Source organism: Campylobacter sp. JMF_15 NE4 (assembly GCF_027737645.1).
Taxonomy (GTDB): Bacteria; Campylobacterota; Campylobacteria; order Campylobacterales; family Campylobacteraceae; genus Campylobacter_B.
Genome location: NZ_JAOVTY010000001.1, coordinates 399,432 through 421,752 on the forward strand (window position 1 = coordinate 399,432; position 22,321 = coordinate 421,752).

At 42.6% G+C, this 22,321-nt stretch carries 22 protein-coding genes; 11 read left to right on the forward strand and 11 right to left on the reverse strand.

The genetic code is table 11. The annotated features are described in order from the left end of the window. Nucleotides 1–83: 83 nt before the first annotated feature. From OFN98_RS02060 to msrB, 7 genes are all read left to right on the forward strand, one after another. Nucleotides 84–1,229, forward strand: a complete 1,146-nt coding sequence (locus OFN98_RS02060) for a hydrogenase small subunit (protein ID WP_270864426.1) — start codon at nucleotides 84–86, stop codon at nucleotides 1,227–1,229. A 2-nt stretch (nucleotides 1,230–1,231) separates the two neighbouring features. Beyond that, nucleotides 1,232–2,956 carry a nickel-dependent hydrogenase large subunit gene (locus OFN98_RS02065; RefSeq protein WP_270874754.1) on the forward strand — a complete coding sequence of 575 codons (1,725 nt, stop codon included), beginning with the start codon at nucleotides 1,232–1,234 and terminating at the stop codon, nucleotides 2,954–2,956. A 3-nt stretch (nucleotides 2,957–2,959) separates the two neighbouring features. After that, a complete protein-coding gene (gene cybH, locus OFN98_RS02070; protein WP_270858958.1) occupies nucleotides 2,960–3,628 on the forward strand; it encodes a Ni/Fe-hydrogenase, b-type cytochrome subunit in 669 nt (222 codons plus the stop codon). After that, a complete protein-coding gene (locus OFN98_RS02075) occupies nucleotides 3,625–4,173 on the forward strand; it encodes a HyaD/HybD family hydrogenase maturation endopeptidase (protein WP_270858957.1) in 549 nt (182 codons plus the stop codon). Before cybH ends, OFN98_RS02075 begins: the two co-directional genes overlap by 4 nt. Beyond that, nucleotides 4,170–5,741 carry a hypothetical protein gene (locus OFN98_RS02080; RefSeq protein ID WP_270874753.1) on the forward strand — a complete coding sequence of 524 codons (1,572 nt, stop codon included), beginning with the start codon at nucleotides 4,170–4,172 and terminating at the stop codon, nucleotides 5,739–5,741. The genes OFN98_RS02075 and OFN98_RS02080 overlap by 4 nt, the downstream gene beginning before the upstream one ends. Continuing rightward, nucleotides 5,731–8,031 carry a carbamoyltransferase HypF gene (hypF, locus tag OFN98_RS02085; protein WP_270874752.1) on the forward strand — a complete coding sequence of 767 codons (2,301 nt, stop codon included), beginning with the start codon at nucleotides 5,731–5,733 and terminating at the stop codon, nucleotides 8,029–8,031. Before OFN98_RS02080 ends, hypF begins: the two co-directional genes overlap by 11 nt. 79 nt (nucleotides 8,032–8,110) lie before the next feature. Next, a complete protein-coding gene (msrB, locus tag OFN98_RS02090; protein WP_270873924.1) occupies nucleotides 8,111–9,142 on the forward strand; it encodes a peptide-methionine (R)-S-oxide reductase MsrB in 1,032 nt (343 codons plus the stop codon). Nucleotides 9,143–9,197: 55 nt separating this feature from the next. Here the strand turns inward: msrB and OFN98_RS02095 are convergent, their stop codons facing one another. The 10 genes from OFN98_RS02095 to OFN98_RS02140 all read right to left on the reverse strand — a co-directional run bounded on the left by OFN98_RS02095 (nucleotide 9,198) and on the right by OFN98_RS02140 (nucleotide 18,187). Further along, entirely contained in the window at nucleotides 9,198–9,581 is a 384-nt protein-coding gene (locus OFN98_RS02095) for a tetratricopeptide repeat protein (RefSeq protein WP_270874751.1), read from the reverse strand. Between the two features lie 159 nt (nucleotides 9,582–9,740). Next, nucleotides 9,741–10,679, reverse strand: coding sequence for a carbon-nitrogen hydrolase (locus OFN98_RS02100; RefSeq protein ID WP_270874750.1), 939 nt, complete (start codon nucleotides 10,677–10,679; stop codon nucleotides 9,741–9,743). 16 nt (nucleotides 10,680–10,695) lie between these two features. Next, nucleotides 10,696–11,676, reverse strand: coding sequence for an agmatine deiminase family protein (locus tag OFN98_RS02105; protein WP_270874749.1), 981 nt, complete (start codon nucleotides 11,674–11,676; stop codon nucleotides 10,696–10,698). A 69-nt stretch (nucleotides 11,677–11,745) separates the two neighbouring features. Beyond that, on the reverse strand, nucleotides 11,746–12,537 hold the full coding sequence (locus tag OFN98_RS02110; protein ID WP_270874748.1) for a DUF3298 and DUF4163 domain-containing protein: 792 nt from the start codon (nucleotides 12,535–12,537) through the stop codon (nucleotides 11,746–11,748). 24 nt (nucleotides 12,538–12,561) lie between these two features. Then, the gene (locus tag OFN98_RS02115) at nucleotides 12,562–14,271 is read right to left on the reverse strand and encodes a proline--tRNA ligase (RefSeq protein WP_270874747.1); all 1,710 of its coding nucleotides are present in this window, start codon (nucleotides 14,269–14,271) and stop codon (nucleotides 12,562–12,564) included. Further along, nucleotides 14,261–15,568: a glutamyl-tRNA reductase gene (gene hemA, locus OFN98_RS02120; protein WP_270874746.1), complete on the reverse strand. Its 1,308-nt coding sequence runs from the start codon at nucleotides 15,566–15,568 to the stop codon at nucleotides 14,261–14,263. Before hemA ends, OFN98_RS02115 begins: the two co-directional genes overlap by 11 nt. Continuing rightward, entirely contained in the window at nucleotides 15,568–16,470 is a 903-nt protein-coding gene (locus OFN98_RS02125) for a polyprenyl synthetase family protein (RefSeq protein ID WP_270874745.1), read from the reverse strand. Before OFN98_RS02125 ends, hemA begins: the two co-directional genes overlap by 1 nt. 60 nt (nucleotides 16,471–16,530) lie before the next feature. Further along, entirely contained in the window at nucleotides 16,531–17,151 is a 621-nt protein-coding gene (locus tag OFN98_RS02130) for an HAD family hydrolase (protein WP_270874744.1), read from the reverse strand. Then, nucleotides 17,132–17,845: an SIR2 family NAD-dependent protein deacylase gene (locus OFN98_RS02135; protein ID WP_270874743.1), complete on the reverse strand. Its 714-nt coding sequence runs from the start codon at nucleotides 17,843–17,845 to the stop codon at nucleotides 17,132–17,134. Before OFN98_RS02135 ends, OFN98_RS02130 begins: the two co-directional genes overlap by 20 nt. A gap of 9 nt (nucleotides 17,846–17,854) precedes the next feature. After that, nucleotides 17,855–18,187, reverse strand: coding sequence for a hypothetical protein (locus OFN98_RS02140; RefSeq protein WP_270874742.1), 333 nt, complete (start codon nucleotides 18,185–18,187; stop codon nucleotides 17,855–17,857). Between the two features lie 202 nt (nucleotides 18,188–18,389). On the opposite strand from OFN98_RS02140, the gene OFN98_RS02145 reads away from it, so the two are divergent. The 4 genes from OFN98_RS02145 to OFN98_RS02160 all read left to right on the forward strand — a co-directional run bounded on the left by OFN98_RS02145 (nucleotide 18,390) and on the right by OFN98_RS02160 (nucleotide 22,005). Then, a complete protein-coding gene (locus OFN98_RS02145) occupies nucleotides 18,390–19,682 on the forward strand; it encodes an O-acetylhomoserine aminocarboxypropyltransferase/cysteine synthase family protein (protein WP_270874741.1) in 1,293 nt (430 codons plus the stop codon). 9 nt (nucleotides 19,683–19,691) lie between these two features. Beyond that, nucleotides 19,692–20,105, forward strand: a complete 414-nt coding sequence (locus OFN98_RS02150) for an RrF2 family transcriptional regulator (RefSeq protein WP_270858939.1) — start codon at nucleotides 19,692–19,694, stop codon at nucleotides 20,103–20,105. Nucleotides 20,106–20,149: 44 nt separating this feature from the next. Next, nucleotides 20,150–21,064, forward strand: a complete 915-nt coding sequence (gene cysK, locus OFN98_RS02155; protein WP_270874740.1) for a cysteine synthase A — start codon at nucleotides 20,150–20,152, stop codon at nucleotides 21,062–21,064. A 344-nt stretch (nucleotides 21,065–21,408) separates the two neighbouring features. Beyond that, the gene (locus OFN98_RS02160; RefSeq protein WP_270874739.1) at nucleotides 21,409–22,005 is read left to right on the forward strand and encodes a hypothetical protein; all 597 of its coding nucleotides are present in this window, start codon (nucleotides 21,409–21,411) and stop codon (nucleotides 22,003–22,005) included. 10 nt (nucleotides 22,006–22,015) lie between these two features. On the opposite strand, the gene OFN98_RS02165 is transcribed toward OFN98_RS02160, so the two are convergent. Then, complete coding sequence (locus OFN98_RS02165; protein ID WP_270876581.1) at nucleotides 22,016–22,279, reverse strand: hypothetical protein; 264 nt, start codon at nucleotides 22,277–22,279, stop codon at nucleotides 22,016–22,018. Nucleotides 22,280–22,321 lie beyond the last annotated feature (42 nt).

Here is a 22,321-nt window from a genome sequence, read left to right on the forward strand (position 1 = left end):
ACAAGTAAGTTCTTCCTTAACAAATTTTAAACAAAAAAACTATATAATTACGGATTAACGCTATAAGCGTAAAGGAGAACATAATGATTGATTTAGCAAAAGTAGCCGATAGGCTAGAACAAGTCGCTAAACTACCCAAGATAAAAGAGGGCGATAGTATCACTAAACGCCTTGCTGAGCGCGGTTTTTCACGCCGTGATTTTATGAAATGGGCGGGCGCAATGACTGCGGCGATTGGGTTACCTAGCGTATTTGCACCACAAGTTGCACGGGCGGCAGAACTCGCCGATCGCTTACCTGTGATTTGGCTTCACATGGCAGAATGCACAGGTTGTAGCGAAAGCTTACTTAGAATTGATACTCCAACTATCGATTCGTTGATTTTCGACTATATTAGTTTAGAATATCACGAGACGATTATGGCTGCTGCTGGCTGGCAAGCAGAGGAAAATTTAGATGGAGCTATCGAAAAATATAAGGGGCAATATATTTTAATGGTAGAAGGTGGAATTCCAAGCGGAAGTAGCGAATATTTCCTTACAGTAGGACCTGCTGGTAAGACAGGTGCCGAGCATTGCAGACATGCTGCTGCTGGTGCAGCTGCGATTTTTGCTATTGGAACATGTTCGAGCTTCGGTGGTATCCAAGCAGCAAGACCAAACCCAACAAACGCTGTTGCACTTAGCAAACTTACAAACAAACAAGTAATCAATGTCCCTGGCTGTCCGCCAAGCGAGAAAAATATCGTAGGAAATGTCCTTCACTACATACTATTTGGCACACTTCCAGCACTTGATGTTTATAATCGTCCAAAATGGGCTTACGGACTTAGAATTCACGATTTGTGCGAAAGACGCGGTCACTTCGATGCAGGTGAGTTCGTAGAGCAATTCGGCGATCAAGGCGCAAAAGACGGATATTGCTTATATAAAGTAGGTTGCAAAGGCCCATATACATTTAATAACTGCTCACGCGAGAGATTTAATGCTCACACTAGCTGGCCAATCCAAGCAGGTCATGGCTGTATCGGCTGTTCTGAGCCTGATTTTTGGGATCATATGGGACCATTTGAGGAGCCATTGGCAGATAGATTATACAATACCGTATTTAGCGGAGCAGGTGCTGATGCGACAGCCGATAAAATCGGTATAGGAATTTTGGCTGTTACAGGTGTAGCTATCACAGTTCATGCAGCCATTGCATCATTTAAAAAGAATAAGGGAGAGTAGAAATGTCACAAAGATTAGTAATAGATCCGATAACTCGTATTGAGGGACACTTACGCATAGAAGTAGTTGTCGATGATAACGGAGTTGTAACGGATGCGTATTCTGGCTCTACTTTATGGCGTGGATTAGAGACTATCGTTAAGGGTCGCGATCCTAGGGATATCGGCTTTTTTATGCAAAGAATTTGCGGTGTTTGCACATTTTCTCACTATAATGCTGGAATTTCAGCCGTTGAAAATGCTCTTGGCATAACTCCGCCACTAAATGCGATTTTAACCAGAACGCTAATGAACACTGCGCTATTTATGCACGATCACCCAGTGCATTTTTATCAACTACACGGACTTGACTGGGTCGATATCGTAAGCGCACTAAGCGCAGATCCACACGCTGCTAGCCAAGAGGCTTTTAGATATACAGATTTGCCTTATGCTTGCGGTGAGGATCAGCTAAAAGCGGTTCAACAAAGAGTAAAAGCCTTCGTTGAAAAAGGCGCGCTTGGACCATTTGCAAACGCATATTTCGGACACAGCACATACAAGCTAACTCCTGAGCAAAATTTGATTGCGCTTAGCCACTATTTAGAGTGTTTGCGTATCCAAAGAACAGCTGCGCAAATGATGGCTATTTTCGGTGGCAAACAACCACACCCACAAACCCTAACAGTCGGTGGCGTAACATGCGTAATGGATATCCTAAGCCCAGCAAGACTTGGTGAGTATATGGTTAAATTCCAAGAAGTAGCTGATTTCATTAACCGTGCATATTATCCAGACTTGCTTATGGCTGGTGGTGCGTATGCTAGTGAAGAAAGCGTATTAAACGATGTCGGCGTCGCAAATCTATGGACACACCAAACTTTCCAATATTCACGCAATGATTTCTTATTCCAAAGCGGTGTGATTTTAGACGGCGACATTAGCAAGGTTCATGAGCTAGATGAAAGCAAGATTACAGAAGAAGCCACTCACTCATGGTATAAAAATGACAAACCACTTCACCCTTATGACGGCGAACAAGAACCAAACTACACAGGATTTAAGGTAGAGCAAACTCTAAATGCCAAAGGTGAAATGGAAGATACAAAAGTCCTAAATACCGAGGGTAAATATACTTGGATAAAAGCTCCTAGATATGATGGCAAATCGCTTCAAGTTGGACCATTAGCAAATATCGTTGTAAATTATGCAAAAGGTAATGAATTTGTAGTAAAAGTAGTAGATAAATTCCTTTCTGATACCGGTCTTCCACTAGAAGCGGTATTCTCTACTCTTGGTAGAACAGCATGCCGTATGATCGAGGCAAAAGTTGTAGCTGATAATGGACTATTAGCGTTTAATAACCTAATCGCTAATATTAAATCAGGCGACACCGAGACTTGCGCTAAATACACAATCGATAAAAAGAAATCATACAAAGGCAGATATATCGGACATGTTCCGCGCGGTAGCCTAAGCCACTGGTGCAGAATCGAAAATGGAGTAATCCAAAACTGGCAAGCAGTCGTTCCTAGCACATGGAACGCTAGTCCAAAAGACGCTCAGGGCAATATGGCATCTTATGAGTCATGCTTAATCGGTCTTAAAATTGCAGATTTAACGCAACCGCTTGAAATTATCCGCAAAATCCACTCTTATGATCCGTGCATTGCGTGCGCTGTTCATGTTATGGATACCAAAGGCAACGAGCTTAGCTCATATAAAGTAAATCCAAATATCAAGGATTAAACCATGAACAAAAGAGAAGCTGAGTATGAATTTTCGATAGGATTGCGCCTTACCCACTGGATACGCGCTATCGCTATTGTCATACTTGTAATTACTGGATTTTATTTGGCTTATGTTTTCATAGCCCCAGAGATTAGCTCTGAGCCAAATTTATTCTTGCAAGCTAAAATTCGCTTCGTGCATTTAGTGGCAGGTTTCGTGCTAATGGCGGCTATGCTTTACAAATCATATCTGTTTTTGTTCGATAAACACAGCAGAAAAGAGCTAGTTAGTATTAAGGATTTTATTAATCCTAGGGTTTGGATCGAGCAGATCAAATTTTACCTATTTTTAGGCGAACACCCACATTTGCACGGCGTTTATAATCCTTTGCAATTTATTGCGTATTTGGCATTTTACATCATTTTAGCCTTGATTTGTATCACTGGCCTTGTGCTTCATGTGCATATGTATCATGGCGGACTTGGCGGTATGATTTATGATCTAATGCGCCCAATCGAGGCTATGATGGGTGGTCTAAGCGAGGTTCGCACTATCCACCATTTATCGATGAATTTCCTTATTTTATTTATCCCTGTGCATGTTTATATGGCTGTTTTCAACGCTGTAAAAGGACAAGACGGAGCTATGGACGCTATCATTAGCGGCTATAAGTTCAAGGTTCAAAAATGAAATTAGGTGTTATCGGTATAGGTAACATTATGTACTCCGACGAAGGTGTCGGAGTGCATTTTATGCACGCACTGCAACAAAACTACAAATTCACCCCAAACTCACCTGACGATAGTATAGAATTCATCGATGGAGGCACGCTAGCTGCGCTTTTAATGCACATTTTGGTCGAATTCGACGAAATTTTGCTGATTGATTGTATCGACGCAGACGAGGGCAGTATCGGCGATGTGTATTTCTTTGATTACGAGGCTATGCCAAAAAGCGTGAAATGGAGCGGTTCGGCTCATGAGGTGGAGATGCTAGAAACCTTGCAAATGCTAGATCTTTGTGGCGATAGACCACGAACGCAAATCCTAGCCGTAGTGCCAATGCGCATAGAGCCGATGAGTTTTAGCGTGAGCGATGAGGTGCTAAAATCTAGCGAGATTATGGAGCGCACGGCGATAGATTTTATCGCTTCTCGCGGTTTTGTGTGCGAAAAAATTGGGAATTTAAGCGTGCGCGATATTGCTGAAAATTTTGATTCTAAGGGCAAAAATTGATAATTTCTTTTAAATTTGATTATTTGAATAACAACGGCTTAATCGCCTATTTTTTGGATTTTTATGCGCGCAAGGCTGGGCTGAAATACGCCCTAAATTTAGGCAAAAATTTAACCACACTCTATGTCGAAGCAGATGAAAAAGAGCTACTCGAATTCAGCGATAAATTTATGGCGCTTATTCCAAATTCTGCGTTTTTGGCAAAATCGAGCGTGGAGGTGGTATCTGGCGAAGGGGATTTGAAGGAAGTTTGCGCCAGAAGCGACGAGATTAAATTTTTGCCTAAATTTTCGAATTTCACCCCAAGCCAAATTCACGAATTTTTGCAAAGTGGCGAATTTATAGAAAACGAATTTGGGGTTTTAAGCGGTGTTAGTGTCTTTGACGGCGAGAGTTTCGTCGCTGTAAATAAGCAAAATTTTGGCAAGTTAATCGAACATGCTTACCGCATTTTGCGTCATAATCAAATTTTGCAAATTTCGCTAAATGGCGAGAAATTTAGCCTAAGTGCTGATTTAAATTTCGAAAATTCAGACTTTATGGTCGCTACTGGCCTAAAATCGTTTAATAAAATTTTTATCACCGATGACAAGCAAAAAATCGCCCTTGCGACATACGAAAAGCCGATTTTACGCCTCAAAACAAATAGCGTTTTTCGCAGCTCTTTCTCAAAATCGCCTAAATTTTTCGATGTGAAAATGTGTAGCGATCTCTTTTCGTTCGCGCTTTTTAAACGGCTCGAAGATGATGAAATCTACTATGTCGGCGCAAAAGGCGCGCATGGTGGCAGAAATAAATTTTTAAATTTATGCGTGATTGAGGATAGATTTCTTATCACAAAAAATTACGAGTTTATGAGCGAGGCTGAAAAAACACTCCTTGCCTCTGGCGATGAGATTACGCATTTTGGGCTTATTTGCAAGGAAAAAGAGATTTTTGATTCGCGCGTGATGAGGGTTTTTGTATCGAAAGAGTGCGCCGATGAGATTGCGATTTACGAAGCCAAATCCAAGCGCAAACTCCTAAATTTCGCTATGCCTGCGAATTTAGACGCTCTTTTTGATGAAATCAAAAGCGACGAGACAGGCGCAAAGCTTTTGGCAAATTTTAGCGCAAACGCTAGCCTAGATTATGCGCGAGCAAATGCCGATTTTAGCGAAGTAAAACCTAGTTTTTATGGCTATTTTGAACTGCTTTCTCGCGTGATTTTTAGCAAAGACGCGCAGTATTTGTTAGAGTGCGCTGGGGAGTTTTTGGGCGAAAAGGGCATGAAGCTAGACTTCGAGCTTAAAGAAAACGGCGATTTTAACTTCGCCAAAACGCTTCGTTCAGCGATGAGCTACAAGTTAGCAGGCGTCGATGATAAGGTTTTAAGCTACGGCGTAATCGACACTCTGGCTAGATTTATCGGCGATTTGGCTGATGCAAACGAGGCATTATACGATTCTGGCGTGCTTAGCGGTTCGCTCTTTGCCGAGCGCAGGTTCGCAAACATCGCCACACTCGTGCTTGGCAAATCTCGCCTTGATTTCTCGGCATATTTGGGTTTGCAAGGCTGTGAGCGTTAAAATCGAGATTGCAGGAGCTGTGCAGGGCGTGGGCTTTCGCCCGTTTATCTACCGCATTTGCACCGATCTAGGCATAAAAGGCGAGGTTTATAATGACGGCGAGGGCGTGAAAATCCACGCAAACGCCACGAGCGAGCAAATAGAGTGGCTTAAAGAGCGCATTTATGGCGAGCTTCCACCACTTGCGCGGATTGATAAATTTGAGATTTTCGAAATCGCGCCTAAAATTTATAATGATTTTAAAATCGTTTCTTCGCAAAATTCGGCGAAATTTAACCCAATCTTGCCTGATTTTGCCATTTGCGATGATTGCAGGCGCGAATTTTACGACCCGCAAAACAAACGCTACCGCTACCCATTTATCAACTGCACGAACTGCGGACCGCGCCTTAGTATCATTAAAAAGCTCCCTTATGACCGCGCAAATACAACAATGGCGAAATTTAAAATGTGCGAATTTTGCGGTGGCGAATACACTGACCCGCTAAACCGCCGTTATCACGCTGAGCCGATTGCCTGCGCAAAATGCGGGCCAAAGCTCTTTTTGAAAAACAAAAACGGCGAGATTTTAGAAAGTGGCGAAAAGGCTGTTATTAGGCTTTGTGAAATTTTAGCTCGTGGCGAGATAGTCGCTGTAAAGGGGCTTGGCGGATTTCACATAATGTGCGACGCGACAAACGAAGACGCCGTAGCGACCTTACGAATTCGCAAAAATCGCCCCGATAAGCCATTTGCCGTAATGTGTAAAGATTACGAGATGGCTGAAAAATTTGCCCGGTTTTGCGAGAGTGAAAAAGAGCTTTTAAACTCGCAAATTAAGCCGATTGTTTTGGCCAAAAAATCGAAAAATTCGCAAAATTTAACCCTTGCTGGGGCGGTTGCGCCAAATTTAGGCAAGGTTGGCATTTTTTTAGCAAATACGGGCATTCATTTGCTACTTTTTGAGTATTTTAATCGCCCTTTAATCGCTACTAGTGCAAATATCAGTGGCGAGCCGATAATTTATAATGAAGCTAGTTTGCGCCAAAAATTGGGCGGTGTGATTGATTTTTATTTGGATAACGACAGAGAGATTATCACGCCAAGCGACGATAGCGTGGGCTTTGTGGTGCGAAATCAGGCGCAGAGTATCGCAGAAATCACGGAGCAAAATTCGCAAAAAATTACGCAAAATTTTACACAATATTTGCGCACTTCGCGTGGGCTAAATCCGCAAATTTTCAAAAGCAAATTTACTCATAAAGGCTCGTTTCTCGCCCTTGGCGCGGAGCTAAAAAACCAGTTTGCAATATACAAAGATGGGCAAATTTTTATTTCCCCATATATCGGCGATTTGAAAAATATCGCCACAAATGTTCGATTTTTCGCGCTTTTGGATATTTTCATTAAAACTTATGATTTGAAATTTGACGCTGTTATAGGCGACCTGCACCCGAATTTTTTGCACACGAAACATTTTGAAAATTTGGGTTTTGAAGTGGTGAAATTTCAGCACCATTACGCGCATTTGGTCGCGAATTTGGCGGATAATGATTTGCTTGGAAGTGGTAAAAAATACCTTGGGTTTAGTTTTGACGGCACGGGTTATGGCGAAGATGGCACGATTTGGGGTGGCGAAGTGCTGGAATTTGACGAATTTGGCTACAAAAGGGTTTTGCATTTCGACGAATTTGCGCTAATCGGCGGTGAGAGTTCGATCAAAAATATCTACAAACTCGCAATTTCGCTGATTTTTAAATTTGATTTAGAAAATGAAGCGAGTGAATTTTTGTCAAAATTCAGCAAAAATGAAATCTCAAATTTGAAAAAGGTAGCTTCAAATTCGCCGCAAACTAGCTCACTAGGGAGAATTTTTGACGCATTTGCAAGTGTGATTTGTGGCCAAAGAAGCGTCAGTTTTGACGGCCAAAGCGGTATGGTTTTGGAAAATCTTTTTGATGAGAGCAAAATCACGAGTAAGAGCGAAAAACGCTATAAATTTGAGATAATAAACGGCAAAATTAGCGTGAAAAACGCCTTTTTAAATGCGCTAAAAGACGAACCTAGCGTGGCTGCTTCAAATTTTATAAACTCTATCGCCAAAATAATGCTTCAAATCGCAAAAGAGAGAAAATTAGAAGTCGTGTTAAGTGGCGGGGTTTTCCAAAATGCTACGCTTTTGGGTTTGGTTGTGCAAAAATTTAGCGAGAGTGGCGTGAAATTTCATCTGCACAAAAACACTCCGAGCAACGATAGTGGCGTGGCTATCGGACAGCTTCACGCATATTTGAGCCAAATAAAAAATAATTGATAAAATTTATTCATTGAGTTAAAATTTTAAATTTTTTGATAAAATCGCAGAGAATTTTTAATCAAACAAGGCAAAAATGATGAAAATTTTAAAATTTTTACTATGTTTTGCGCTGTTTTTAGGCGCAGATGAAATAAATTTAAAGGGCGAAAGCGTGCAGAGCAAAAATCAAAATTTAAAAGAAATTTATTTAGCGGGTGGCTGTTTTTGGGGTATGGAAGGGTATTTTAGGCGAGTAAAGGGCGTCGCGAGCAGCGAGGTTGGCTACGCAAACGGCAATAGCGAAAAAACGGATTATTATTCGCTCAAAAACACAGACCACGCCGAAACGCTAAAAATCAAATTTGATGAAAATGTCGTGGCATTTGCCGAGATTTTGGAGCATTTTTTCAGAGTGATTGACCCCATAAGTGTCGATAAACAGGGTAACGATGTCGGCAGGCAGTATCGCACGGGGATTTATTATACCAACGAGAGCGACAAGGAATTTTTGCAAAATTTCATCGCCTTAAAACAAAAAAAATATAAGGAAAAAATCGCCGTTGAGGTCGCACCACTACGCAATTACGCGCGCGCAGAAGAGTATCACCAAAACTACCTTGGCAAAAACCCAAATGGATATTGTCATATCGACCTAAATTTGGCGAGCAAACCGCTTTATGACGAGAGCAGGTTCGCGCTCCCTAGCCCAGAAGAGATGAAGGAAAATCTAACGCCGTTGCAGTTTAGCGTGACGCAAGAAAAGGCGACGGAGCGCCCATACACGAGCGAATTTGATAAACTCGACGCAAAGGGCATTTATATCGATGTCGTTACGAAAAAACCGCTTTTTAGCTCGACGGATAAATTCGACGCAGGGTGTGGGTGGCCGAGCTTTTCTAAGCCGATTACTACCGACGCGCTGGATTATGCGCGCGATACTAGCCACGGCATGGTGCGCACGGAGGTTAGCTCACGGCTTGGTGGGGCGCATTTGGGGCATGTTTTTGAGGACGGTATCAAAGAAAAGGGCGGTTTGCGCTACTGCATAAACGGCGCCTCGCTCGAATTTATCCCGCTTGAAAAAATGAGCGAGCGCGGATACGGCGAGTTTATCCCGTATGTGAAATAGGGCGAATTTGCGATAGGTGTATTTGACTAGCCAAGGCGAGGCTAAATTTTATATTTTATTTGAATTTTTTTAAAGTTTCGCAATCGTTTTTCGAGCCTAATTTGCAAGCTTTTTCGTAAAATTTCATTGCATTTGCAGGGTTTTGTTGCACCCCTTTGCCGATATAATACATAAAAGCTAAAATTTGACAGCTAGATACGATGCCGTGATCGCAAGCGTCCGTAAAAAGTGGTATAGCCATATCGTATTTGAAGCTTCCGACATAAAATTTTCCCAGATTATCGCAAGCGCCATAAAATCCATTTGCACAAGAGTGTTGGAAATACCAAAGAGATTTTTTGTTATAAAGTGCGCCTAAATTCGAGCATGCTTTATAAAATTTTGCTTCACAAGCGGTGTGAAGCAAAATTTCAGCTTCATCAAGGCGGTAATTTGTCAAAAATTTATTTCCCTCTATATTGATTTTCGAACACGAATTTTCACTACCTAATTTACAAGCAATTTTTGGATAAAAGAATTTTTCATCAAAGCTTATTTGGATAAAAATCCCAATAATGCAAATTATTGAAAATAGTAAAATTCTCTTCAAATTTCGCCCCTAATCATCAAATCTTTTTAAAAGTGAGCCGTAGCTCTCGATTCGGCGATCGCGCAAGAACGGCCACCACCTGCGCACATTTTCGCACCTTTGCATATCAATCTCCACGACCTCGCAAAGCTCGCTTTCGCTACCTGCGCGAAATAGCTCTTCGCCCTGCGCACCAAAAACGAAGCTATTGCCCCAAAATTTAATCCCCTCTGCGCTCTCATCGCATGTCATCTCGGGCGCAGTATTTCCCAAAACTACATTTGGCGAAATTTCGCTAAGAGTTGCTTTTTCAAACCCCACACGATTTACAGCGATTACAGGTAGTGAGTTTGCCACAGCATGCCCTCTTTGCACCGCAACCCACGCTTCTAGCTGGCGAATTCTCTCAGCCACATCATCACCCATAAACCAGCCAATCGCGGTCGGATAGATTAACACCTGCGCCCCACGAAGCGCCATTGCGCGCGCAGCCTCAGGATACCACTGATCCCAGCACACCAGCACGCCCAGCCTTCCCACGCTTGTATCAATCGGCGCAAAGCCCATATCGCCGGGCGTGAAATAGAATTTTTCATAAAAATTTGGATCGTCTGGGATATGCATTTTGCGGTATTTGCCAAGCACTTTGCCGTCGCGCTCGAAAACCACAGCCGTGTTGTGATACAGCCCAGCACTCCTGCGCTCAAAAAGTGAAGCCACAAGCACTACGCCAAATTCTTTGGCGATACTGCCCCAAAATTTCACATCGTCTTCGAAATTTGTCGCATAGTCGAAATTTTCGGTGTTTTCGCGCTGGCAAAAATAGTGAGTTTGGTGGAGTTCTTGAAGCACGATTAAATTCGCCCCTTTTTGCGTAGCCTCGGCGATAAGCTCCTTGGTGCGCGCTATCGTGGCTGATTTGGTGCCGTAAAATTTGTGTGAGATTAGTCCTACTTTTAAATTTTTCATTTTTTGCCTTTAAATTTTAAATTTTATCGCTAAATTTATTCATACACGAGCAGTGAAGCGAGCCGTTTTGACGGATAAAAACCTGCGCATCTACGCCAACGACCTTGCGCCCTGGGCAAGCCTTTGCGAGGCGAGAGAGCGCGATTTCGTCGTTTTTATCGCCATAAGTAGGCACGATAAGTCCTCCATTTACAAATACGAAATTCGCATAAGTCGCCCCCAAACGCCTATTTTCGTAAAAAATCGGCGCTGGAAGCGGAAGCTCGATGACCTCGAATCCATGCGCTAAAATCTGCTCTTTTAGCGAGCGCAGGGCAGGGTAGTGTATGTCGCTAGAATCATCGCATGAAGCCACGGCAACGACATTTTCGCCCACAAATCTAGCCAGCGTGTCGATATGGCAGTCTGTATCGTCGCCCTGAATAAATCCGCCTTTAAGCCAGATTATTTTTTTTAGCCCAAAAATTTCGCCTAGCTTTTGCTCCAAAATTTCTTTGCTAAGGGCGTTTCGGTTGTCATTTAGCAAGCACTCCTCGGTCGTCATTAGCACGCCAGCGCCGTTAAATTCGACACTTCCACCCTCTAAAATCAAATCAATATCTTTTAGTGGCTTATTCCAAATTTGATAAAGTGCAGAATTTAGTGCATTATCTTTTTCGCTATCAAATTTCCCGCCCCAAGCGTTGAAGGTGAAATTTAGCGCCTCTACCTTGCCCTCATTTTCGACATCAATCGCGCCATAATCGCGTATCCAAGTGTCATTTGTAGGGATTTGCACGAAATTAACGGCGAATTTTTCGTCTATTTCGCCACAGATTTTTTCAAAAATTTCTTTGCGCGGTGCGATAGCTATGAGCGGCTGAAACTGCGCCACAGCGCGGATAAAGTGCGTATAAGCGCTACTAATCTCGCCCAAATACGGCGCCCAGTCGCTGTCCTCGTGAGGCAGTGAAACTAAAAGTGCGTTTTGATTTTCCCACTCTGCAAATGCTCTCATTTTCTCTCCAAAATTAAATTTGCGTTGAATTTTATGTAAAATTTAGCGTAAAATTTTACGCTAAATTTGTTAAAATTTTAAAAATTCCTCTTTGAAAATGCCTTTTAAATTTTCGTAAGGCACGATGATTTCGGGCTCACCCATAGCATACGGCGCGATGAAATACGGCGCGAAGACAAACGCCGCGCCCTCTTTGGCGAAGTAAAATTCGCTTTTAAAAACGATATCTTCTGGCAGATTATCCACCCAAAATGTCTTGATAAACTCCGTAATATCGCGTTCTTGGCAGGCTTTGTCGCAGTTTGGCTGCGAGGCTATGATATCTGCGCGAAGCATATCCTTGTAACCCTTGAAAATCTCCTTGTATAGGGGCTCCACGCTAACCGCGCCGATTAGGACATTTGTAATGTCGATTTTCTTGTCTGCGACTAAATCGTAGATGATATAGCTCGTGTGCTCCATGCCGTGCGCTCCGCCAGAATACGAGTATGAAAACTGCTTGATTTGGGCTAGGTTGCCGATTTGAGAGACGAAGCTTTGCTCGGCGCTAAATTCGCTATGAAAGTCCAAATCACCATTTTGAGCCATTTCTTTATCGGCTTGGGCTTTGGATTGCTCTACTAAACTTGTGGCGTATTTTTTCGCGTCCAAGCTTTTTAGCAAAAGCGCGCATCTCTCGTCGATACTCTCGCCCTCGCAAATCCCAAACAGGCGGTTTTTTAGCAAAATGTCTAAATTTTCGTTGCCGGTTTGAACTAGGGTGTAGCTGTGCGCATCGTCTGAATACAGCTCCTGGGACTGAGGGTTAATCTGCGCGTAAGAAAACAGCGCAAACAGCGCAATTATGGTAAGTTTTTTCATTTTTTTCCTTTAAATTTACAAAATTTACGCCAACTTTTCTTTAATCAAATCCAAAATTTTATCCACGCTGACGCTCTGTTTTTCTAGGTTTTTGCGCTCGATAAACTCTACTTCGCCATTAGCCAAGCCTTTGCCGACTAGCAGGGCGTATGGAAAGCCCATAAGCTCGTAATCGTTCATCTTAACGCCAAAGCGTTCATTTCTATCATCAAGCAAGGCGTTAATGCCTAAATTTCGGCATTTCTCGTAAAGTTCGGTCGCAAAATTGACGATATTTTCATCTTTTGCATTTGAAATGATGATTTCTAGCGCAAAAGGCGATAGCTCTTTGCTCCACACACAACCCTTCTCATCGTGGCTAGACTCGACTGCGACTGCGACTAGACGGCTCACGCCGATACCATAGCAACCCATGAAAAATGGCTGTGTTTTGCCGTTTTCGTCTAAAAATTTCGCCCCCATAGGGTCTGAATATCTCTGTCCTAGCTGGAAAATGTGTCCTACCTCAATGCCCTTTGTAACGCGCAGTTCGCCCCCACAGCACGGGCATTTATCCCCAGCTTTGACCTCAGTTAAATCTTTGAAGCGAGTTTTGTTAAAATTCGTAACCGCGCAACCGATTAAATGGTAGTTTTCTTCGTTTGCCCCAGCTATCATTTCGCGCTCGTTTTCAAGCTCGGCGTCTATGTAAAAATCAATATCCCTTGGCAGTCCAAATGGCCCGCAAAACCCTGGCACAAGCCCGGCTTCGCGCACTTCGCTCTCATCTGCGTCGATTAGTTCTAGTGCGCCACAAGCGTTTTGCGCCTTTGTCTCTTGCAAATCATCGTCGCCTCGCACGAAGAAAACCACGATTTTTGCGCTATCTTCGTAGATTGCCTTTTTCATCACGGCTTTGATTGTAAAAAATTTATCCACTTTGAAAAATTCAGCCACACTCTCGATTGTTTTGGTGCCTGGCGTGTGAAATTTCATCATACCCTCGGTCTCTGGCGCTTCGCAAGTGGCTGTGCGTTTAGCGCGGTGCGCTGCTTCGATATTAGCAGCATAAGAGCAGTTAGCGCAGACTAAAATATCGTCCTCGCCGTTATCTGCTAGTACCATAAATTCCTTGCTTCCGCTTCCGCCGATTGCGCCACTATCGGCTTCTACGGCACGGAAATTTAGCCCAAGACGGGTGAAAATTTTGGTGTATGTTTGCTCCATGAGATCAAATTCACGCTTCAAATCAGCCTCATTTGCGTGGAAACTATATCCGTCTTTCATAGTAAATTCTCTACCGCGAAGTAACCCAAAGCGAGGTCTAGCTTCATCTCTAAATTTGGTGTTTATTTGGTAGATATGAAGCGGGAGTTGCTTGTAGCTGGTGATTTTGTTCGCCACCATTAGCACGGCGCTTTCCTCGTTTGTTGGGCTTAGGACGAAGTCATTTTCTTTGCGGTCTTTTAGGCGCAAAAGCTCTTTGCCGTATTTGTTATACCTGCCACTTGCTTTCCACGCATCAGCTGGTGTAACCACGCTAAAAGAGATCTCTTGCGCGCCTGCGTTATTCATCTCTTCGCGCACGATTTGCGTGATTTTGTTTAAAACCATTTTTCCTAGTGGCATGAAATTATAAAGTCCGCTGCCTAACTGCTCGATAAATCCAGCCCTAAGCAAGAAAATATGGCTTGGCAAAATGGCGTCTTTTGGCGCTTCTTTAAATGTCGGTGCAAAAAGTTTGCTAAATTTCATTTTTATTCTCCATTGTTTTGCTATTTTCGTAGTCTAAAAATTTTTCGTAATTTTCTTTAAGGGCGAAAATTTCGTTTAACGAATTTGTCGCGAAATCAATCTCGTCCTTGCTCTTTAAATTTTTCAAATTTGTCGTTGGCGTGTGCAAAAATGATTTGAAAACTTGGTGAATTAGCTTTCTGGCTTCTTCTTTGTCGCTGTTTTTTAAATAGCCCTTTTTGATAGCTTTTTCTAGCTCGATTTCGGCTATATCTCTGGCTTTGGCGCGCAGGGCCTTGATGAGTGGAGTGGCTGCTTTGGCGTTTTGGCTATCGAAAAACTCGCTGGTTTGCGCCCCAATGATCGCATAGGCGTTGTGAGCCTGTTCTTCGCGCAAGATTAGGTTGTTTTTGACGATTTCTTCTAAATCATCGACGCTATATACGACGATATCCTCGCTTTGGCTTAGCTCTATGTCGCGCGGGACGGCGATATCGAAAAAGTAGCGTTTGAAATTTTTGGCTTCAATGATTTCATCGGTGATTATAGGCGTAGCAGAGCTTGTCGCGCTGAAAAATAGTCTATTGATATTGACATATTTTTTTAGGTTTTCAAGGCTATCAAATTTCACGCCTTCCCCTAGGCTTTTGGCTAAATTTTCGGCGTTTTTTAAATTTCGGTTTAAAATTGTAATCTTCGCGCCACTTGCTAGCAGGTGTTTGCACGCTAGCTCGCTCATCTCGCCAGCCCCGCACACTATGGCTTCCTCGCCTTGAAGCGAGCCTAATTTTTCCTTTGCCATGGATACTGCCACGCTTGAAACAGATACTGGGTTTTTGGAAATTTCGGTTTTTGTGCGCACGCTAGCGGCGCATTTTAGCGAAGCGTCGATTGCGCTTTTGATATCCTCGCCTGTGTTGTTGTTTTCAAGCGCAAATTTATACGCATCTTTTAGCTGGCCTACGATTTGCGTTTCGCCGACAACTAGGCTATCGAGCGAGCTTGCGACCGAAAAAAGATGATGAATCGCGCCGTCATCATCGTATAAATCAGCCCTGTTTTCTAGCTCGTCTAGCCCCACGCCACTGACGCGAGATAGCGCAAGCAGTGTAAATTTCGACGCAGCCTCATAATCGCTTACACTAGCGAAAATTTCCACGCGGTTACAGGTATTTAGCACCATGCACTCTTTGATACTCGCGTTCGAGCACAAAAGTCGCAAAATTTCTTTTTTTCGCACATCGTTTGTGAAAGATAGCTTTTCACGCACTGTAATGTCTGTGTTTTTGTGAGTAAAACTAACACTCATATAAGCCATTAAAACTCCCTATTTATCATATTTTCAGCGATTTGTATAAGTTTTTCGTTTTTGAAATCTTTTATCGCTTCTATTGCGCTAGTGCCCAAAAATTTCGCTTCATTTATGCAACGCTCGATGATTTTATGCTCGCTAAATTTTGCCCTAAGCCACGAAATTTCGTCCTCGTTTAGCTCTTTTTTGAAAAGTGATTTTAGTTTTTCTTTATCATTTTCGCCCAAATTCTCGTATAGATAAATATACGCTAGCGTCGTTTTACCCTCTTTGAAATCCCCTAAATTCGGCTTTCCTAACACTTCGCTTGATTGCGTGATATCCAAAATATCATCGATTATTTGAAAGGCAAGGCCTAAATTTTTGCCATATTCGCCAAATTTTTCTACCTCCGCGCCCTCGCCAAATTTCAAATACGCCGCACTTCTTGCCACTTCCTCGATGAAAACGGCAGTTTTGTAATAAATCATTTGGGTGTATTTTTGAGCATCAGAGTTGAAGCTCTGCGACATTTTTACATCCATCATTTCGCCGATTGCGAGTTTGGTGACGGCTGAGCTTAGCGAAGTGGCGATGAAGCTAGGAAATTTGCAAAGCTCGCTGTAAGCTTTGGAGTAGAGTATGTCGCCGAGCATAACGGCGTTTTTAGAGCCCTGGGTTGCGTTGATTGAGGGTTTGCCGCGACGCATTACGCTTTCGTCGATGACATCATCATGCAGCAGGCTAGCAGCCTGAATAAGCTCGGTAATAGCGCATAGTCTTAGGCTCTCTTCGCTCTCTCCGGCGATATTTAAAAGCAGTTTTGAGCGCAGTTTTTTGCCTGAACTAAGAGTCAAAAACATTTCGCTAGCCACGCTGTATCCGCAACTAGCGATGAAATTTTGCATAATTTGATCGATTTTGTCCATTATTTCTTTCTTTTTTGATAAAAAATTTAGCGATTATAGCAAAATTAAATTTAATCCAAGCTAGAATTTATCGATAATCTCCCACGCTTGCTCTGGCGTTTTTGCGTTTTTTACGCCCGCACTGAACTCGCCCATGCCCCAGCTTACTTGCAGATACTGGATATTTGCCCTTTTGGCGGCAAATTCGTCCTTTTTGCTATCGCCTAAAAAAATTGCTTTTTTAAATTTGCTATTTTTCAAAACTTCTAAAATCATAGCGGGATCTGGTTTGTGCGGTATGTGCTCGCTCTCGCCCACGATAAAGTCAAAAAACTCGCTTAGCCCCGTAAATTCGGCTATGCTAGCAAGGCTAGCTTGTGGAGCATTCGAGGCTAGGGCGACGAAAAAGCCAGCATTTTTGCATTTTTTTAGCAAATCCAAAATCCCAGGATAGGGCAGAGCGAATTTGCGGTAATTCCCCATATACACAGCCATAAATTCAGCCCCTAGCTCCGCGCTCACACTCTGTGTGCCATATAGCGCGATAAAGGGGTTTTGTGCGGGATCGTTTATCACGCTCATTATGTAATCATGCTCCAAAGGTGCGAGATCAAGGCGGTTTCTAGTGAAATTTATACTCTCGCAAATGGCCTTTTTGCTATCAAGTAGCGTGCCGTCCATATCAAAGATTATCGTTTTCATGCGCCTCGCCTTGCAAAAATTTTCTAATATCGCTCTCCCATTTTGGCGCGGCAGTAACAGCACTTTCGGTGTAGCATTTATCGAAAAATTTATCGATTCGCGAGGCGTCAAGGTTGTTTAAAACGCTGATTTTAAAGTATCTTGTATAGCCTGCTACATCGAGCACTTCCCCGCTCGTGCCGATACAAACAAACATTTCGCACTCTTGCAGTGCCTCGTATAAATCGGCGTAGTGTGGGGCTTGCTCGCCAAACATAACGATATTGTGGCGCATTTTTTCGCTCCCGCATTTTTCGCAAATTTGCCCCTTAATTGGCGCGTAGCCGATATTTTGGACATGTCCGCACGCCTCACAGCGAATTTCGGGCAAAAATCCGTGCAAATGAATTACACCCTCACACCCAGCGCGTTCTAGCAAATCATCGACATTTTGGGTTTGCACGACGATTTTTTCGCCAAATTCTTTTTTTAATTTTGCGATTGTGTAGTGGGCTAAATTTGGCTCGCAACCCGCTAATTGCGCCCTACGCTCATCGTAAAATTTAAGCACCTTCGCTCTATCTTTTAAAAACCCTGGCACCGAGCAAACCTCTGCCACGCTGTATTGCTCCCAAAGTCCGCCACTCTCCCTAAATGTGCGAAGCCCGCTAGCCGCACTCAGTCCAGCCCCGCTTAAAATCAATACTTTTTTCATTTTTTTTCCTTAATACTCATCGTTAAATTTGCCCTTGTGCTTCTCTTTTTTGTAAGTTTTTGAATTTTTGAGTTTTTCTAGCAAATTTGCCTCTTTTATCAGTTCGTCTTTGCTCTTGTGCGCTAGGACCGATTTGACGAAGTTTTCGAGCGATTTCGTGTAGGGCTGGTCTAAATAAACAGCTTCTACTTTTTTTAAAACTTCATAGTTTTTTATCACGCGAATTTTAAATAAATTCTCGTCAAAATCATCTCGTTTTAAAATCGAAATTGCCGATTTTGCGAAGCGCTCTAAGGCGCGGATGTATTTGATACGATCACTTTTTTCATTTATTTGGCTCAAATTTTATCCTTTGAAATCAAAAGTGCGATTATACCAAATTTAGCTTTATTTTTTATTTTACATATTTTTCCTATATATTATTAAAACTATATTTTTTTCAAAACACTTTAAATAGGGAATTTATAAAATATATTTTCTCTATTGACTTGTTTGTAAATAAGTGTTATAATCTCTTTAAAATTTTAAAATTTAAGGAGGAGAGATGGCAGAATTTAACTTCGAAACACTAGCAACTCACGCAGGATACAGCTCGAAAGAGGGCTTTGGTTCTATGGCTGTGCCGATTTATCTAACCACAGCGTTTGACTTTGGCACGAGCGAGGAGGCGGCAGCTAGGTTTGCATTGCAAAGCCTTGGTCCCATTTATACGCGCTTAAATAACCCAACGGTCGATATTTTCGAGGCGCGCATTGCAGCCCTTGAAGGTGGCGTGGCGGCGATTGGCACAGCTAGCGGTCAAGCCGCTTCGTTTTATGCGGTCGCAAATGTCGCAAGTGCGGGCGATAATATCATCATGGCGCAAAAGGTCTATGGCGGAACTTCAAATTTAATGCTCCATACGCTTAAAAAATTTGGCATTGAGACGCGTATGTTTGACGCAGATAGCGCGGACGATTTAGAAAGCTTGATTGATGAGAAAACAAAGGCCGTTTTCTTCGAAACGCTTTCAAATCCGCAAGTGGCAATTCCAAATTTTTATAAAATTATCGAAATTGCCGATAAATACGGCATTATCAGCATTGTGGATAACACAGTCGCCACGCCAGTGCTTTTTCAACCGATAAAAAAAGGCGCCGATATCGTCGTGCATAGTGCGAGCAAGTATATCAGCGGTCAAGGGCTAACCATCGCAGGTGCTGTCGTAAGCGGGGCTAGCACAAACAAAAAAATCCTAGCTAATCCAAGATATGCTGATTTCAACGAGCCTGATGAGAGCTATCATGGGCTAGTTTATACAGATTTGGTAGAAAATTTCGACATTTTCACGCTTCGAATTCGCCTTGGTTTGCTTCGCGATATCGGTGCGACGATGAGCCCATTTAGCGCGTGGCAGTTGATTCAGGGGCTTGAAACCCTAAGCGTGAGGGTTAAAGAACACTCTCGCAAAACGCAAAAAATCGCCGAATTTTTAGAATCTCACCCAGCGATAAAAAGCGTAAATTACCCAGGGCTAAAAAGTTCGCCATTAAATAAATTTGTGAGCGAAAATTTTACCGAGGGGCTATGTAGCGGGCTTTTGTGCTTTGATGCCGGAAGCAGAAAAGTAGCTGATGATATCATGCGAGAGGTGAAAATTTTTGCCGTTGTCGTAAATATCGGCGATAGCAAATCCGTCATCACTCACCCGGCTAGCTCAACTCACTCACAATCAAGCGACGAGGAATTGCTTAGTGCGGGCATTACTCCGGGGCTAATCAGGCTTAGCGTGGGGCTAGAAGACACTGACGATTTGATTAATGATCTTAAAAACGCAATCGAAAAAGCGACTAAATAAGGGGAATATATGGCACTTTTATCTACAAAAGGCGTTTATGGCTTAATGGCGATTTTAGAAATCGCCAAGGCTAGCGAAATTTCGCCGATTAGCATTAGCGAAATTTCAGATAGAATTTTGGTCTCAAAAAACTATTTGGAGCAGATTTTAAACGGCCTTAGAGGCGGTGGATTGATCGAGAGTATAAAGGGCAAAAACGGCGGATATTATCTCTCGCGTGATATCGAAGATATCACATTTGCCGATGTTTTTAAGGCTATGGAAAAGGACTTTAAACTTACAAATTTGAAGCTATTAAACCCAAATTTAGAGTTTTTTTTCAAAGAGTATGATGAAAAACTGCTAGAAATTTTTAACAAATCAATTAGCAAATTTGAAGAATACAAGGAAGAAAGCACTAAATTTTTGGATTTTAGTATTTGATTTAGGGCTGCGCGCAGTTTCACAACGATAAAAAAAGGAAAAAAATGAAAATAGCAAATGATGTAACAGATTTAATCGGCAACACTCCGTTAGTTAGGATTAATACCTTTTCAAAAAACGCGACAATACTTGCAAAAGCTGAGTTTCTAAACCCAAGCCACTCGGTCAAAGACCGTATCGCGTGGAATATCATCAAGGTCGCCTTCGTGCAAAACCTCATCAACAAAGACACAATCCTAATCGAGCCAACTAGCGGAAATACGGGCGTAGGACTAGCCATGGTAGCTGCGAAAATGGGGCTAAAACTAATCCTAACAATGCCAAGTTCGATGAGTATCGAAAGACAAAAGCTAATCGCGGCTTTTGGCGCGAAAATCGTGCTCACAGATCCGCAATTTGGCATGAAGGGTGCCGTGGATAAGGCAAACGAACTAGCCGAGGAAAACCCAAATTCCTTTATTCCAAGCCAGTTTGACAACCCAGCCAACCCGCAAGCTCACTACGAGAGCACTGGCCCTGAGATTTGGCGCGATACAGACGGCAAAGTCGATATCTTAGTCGCTGGATTTGGCACGGGAGGCACGCTAAGCGGGACAGCGAAATATCTCAAAGAGCAAAACCCTGATTTAAAGGTAATCGCGGTCGAGCCTGATTCGTCGCCACTAGCTAGTAGAGGGTGCGCTGGAAGCCACAAAATCCAAGGAATCGGCGCAAATTTCATACCGAAAAACCTAAATTTAGACATAATCGATGAGTATATCGCGGTCGCAAATGGCGCAGCTTTCGAGACTGCAAAGACTTTGGCGCAAAAAGAGGGCTTGCTAGTGGGCATTTCAAGCGGCGCAAATGTCTATGCGGCAAACATCATCGCCAATCGCTTCGAAAATCGTGGCAAAATCATCGTAACCACGCTAAATGACACCGGCGAAAGATACCTTTCTACCGATTTATTCAAATAAAATTTAATCTCAAATTTGCGAATTTTGTAATTCGCAAATTTGCTTTTTACTGCGAAAATTCCAAACGCTAAATTTGCGAAATTGAAATTCCATAAATTTCCGCCAAAATACTGCGCCGAAATTTTAAATTCGTAGATTGCTTCGAATTTGCTACGCAAATTCTCGCAATGACACTAGCGAGCAAATTTGTTTAATTTGTCATTGCGAGCGAGTGTAACGAGCGTGGCAATCTACGAGTTTAAAAATCCAAACGCTAAATTTGCGAAATTGAAATTCCATAAATTTACACATTATTATCAAAATTTGCGCTAGAATTTGGCTAAATTTCATAAAAAAGGAAAGTTATGAAAAAGCTTTTTGTTTTTTTATTTTTGTGTGCTTCTTTGTGGGGCAAAATCAACATAAACGACGCGACTAGATACGAGCTAATGACCATTGGCGGGCTTGATGCGGGCAGGGCGGACATGCTCATAAACTACCGCAAATCACGCGAAATCACAGATGAAAACCAGCTGAAAAACATAACCGGTTTTGGCGGTTATGATACGACTAGGCTCGCGCAAAATTTTGATTTGCAAGCCCTGCCAAAGCCCCAGCCAGCCCCAGAACCTAAAAAAGAGAGCGAACAAAACATAATCATAATCCAACCAGAAAAAAAGGTCTATGTAAATCACCCGCCAAGATACCGCTACGAACAGAATTTCGGCAATGGTATCACTATCATAGAGGATGGCAATCTACGACGCAGACCATTACCGCCACGCTACGAGGAGCACCGAGGGCGCCGCTTTGGCGCGCATGAGCAAAACAGAGTCGCCAAACCTGCGCCCGTGCCACAGCACCTCACCACACAAAGAGCTAAGAGCTCCCAAAATAACTGCGTCATGCGAAATGGAATTTGTATAAGTGGCGAAGTGCGCGCCAAAGGCGTGTGGAGATAGGCCATCTGGCTTAAATTTTAAAATTATCGGAATTAAAAAGAGTTTGAATTTCTTTTTTTAATTCTAGGTCGCCAAAGTTTTCTTTTATCGCTTCGCTTAAATTTGGCGTGGTTTTGCCTAAATTTGCTTTTATGATTTTGTCGTTTCGCTCGATTTTCGCCATAGTGTCGCGCTGTAATTTTTCGCTCGTGCTAGAAAATGCGTAAGGCTTGCCACTATGCTTGCGAAATCTAGGCTCTGCGACATTTAAAAGCCGTTTGCAATAAATTTGCAAAACACAAAATTTTCGGGGCAGTGTTTGCAAAAATAAAGGTAA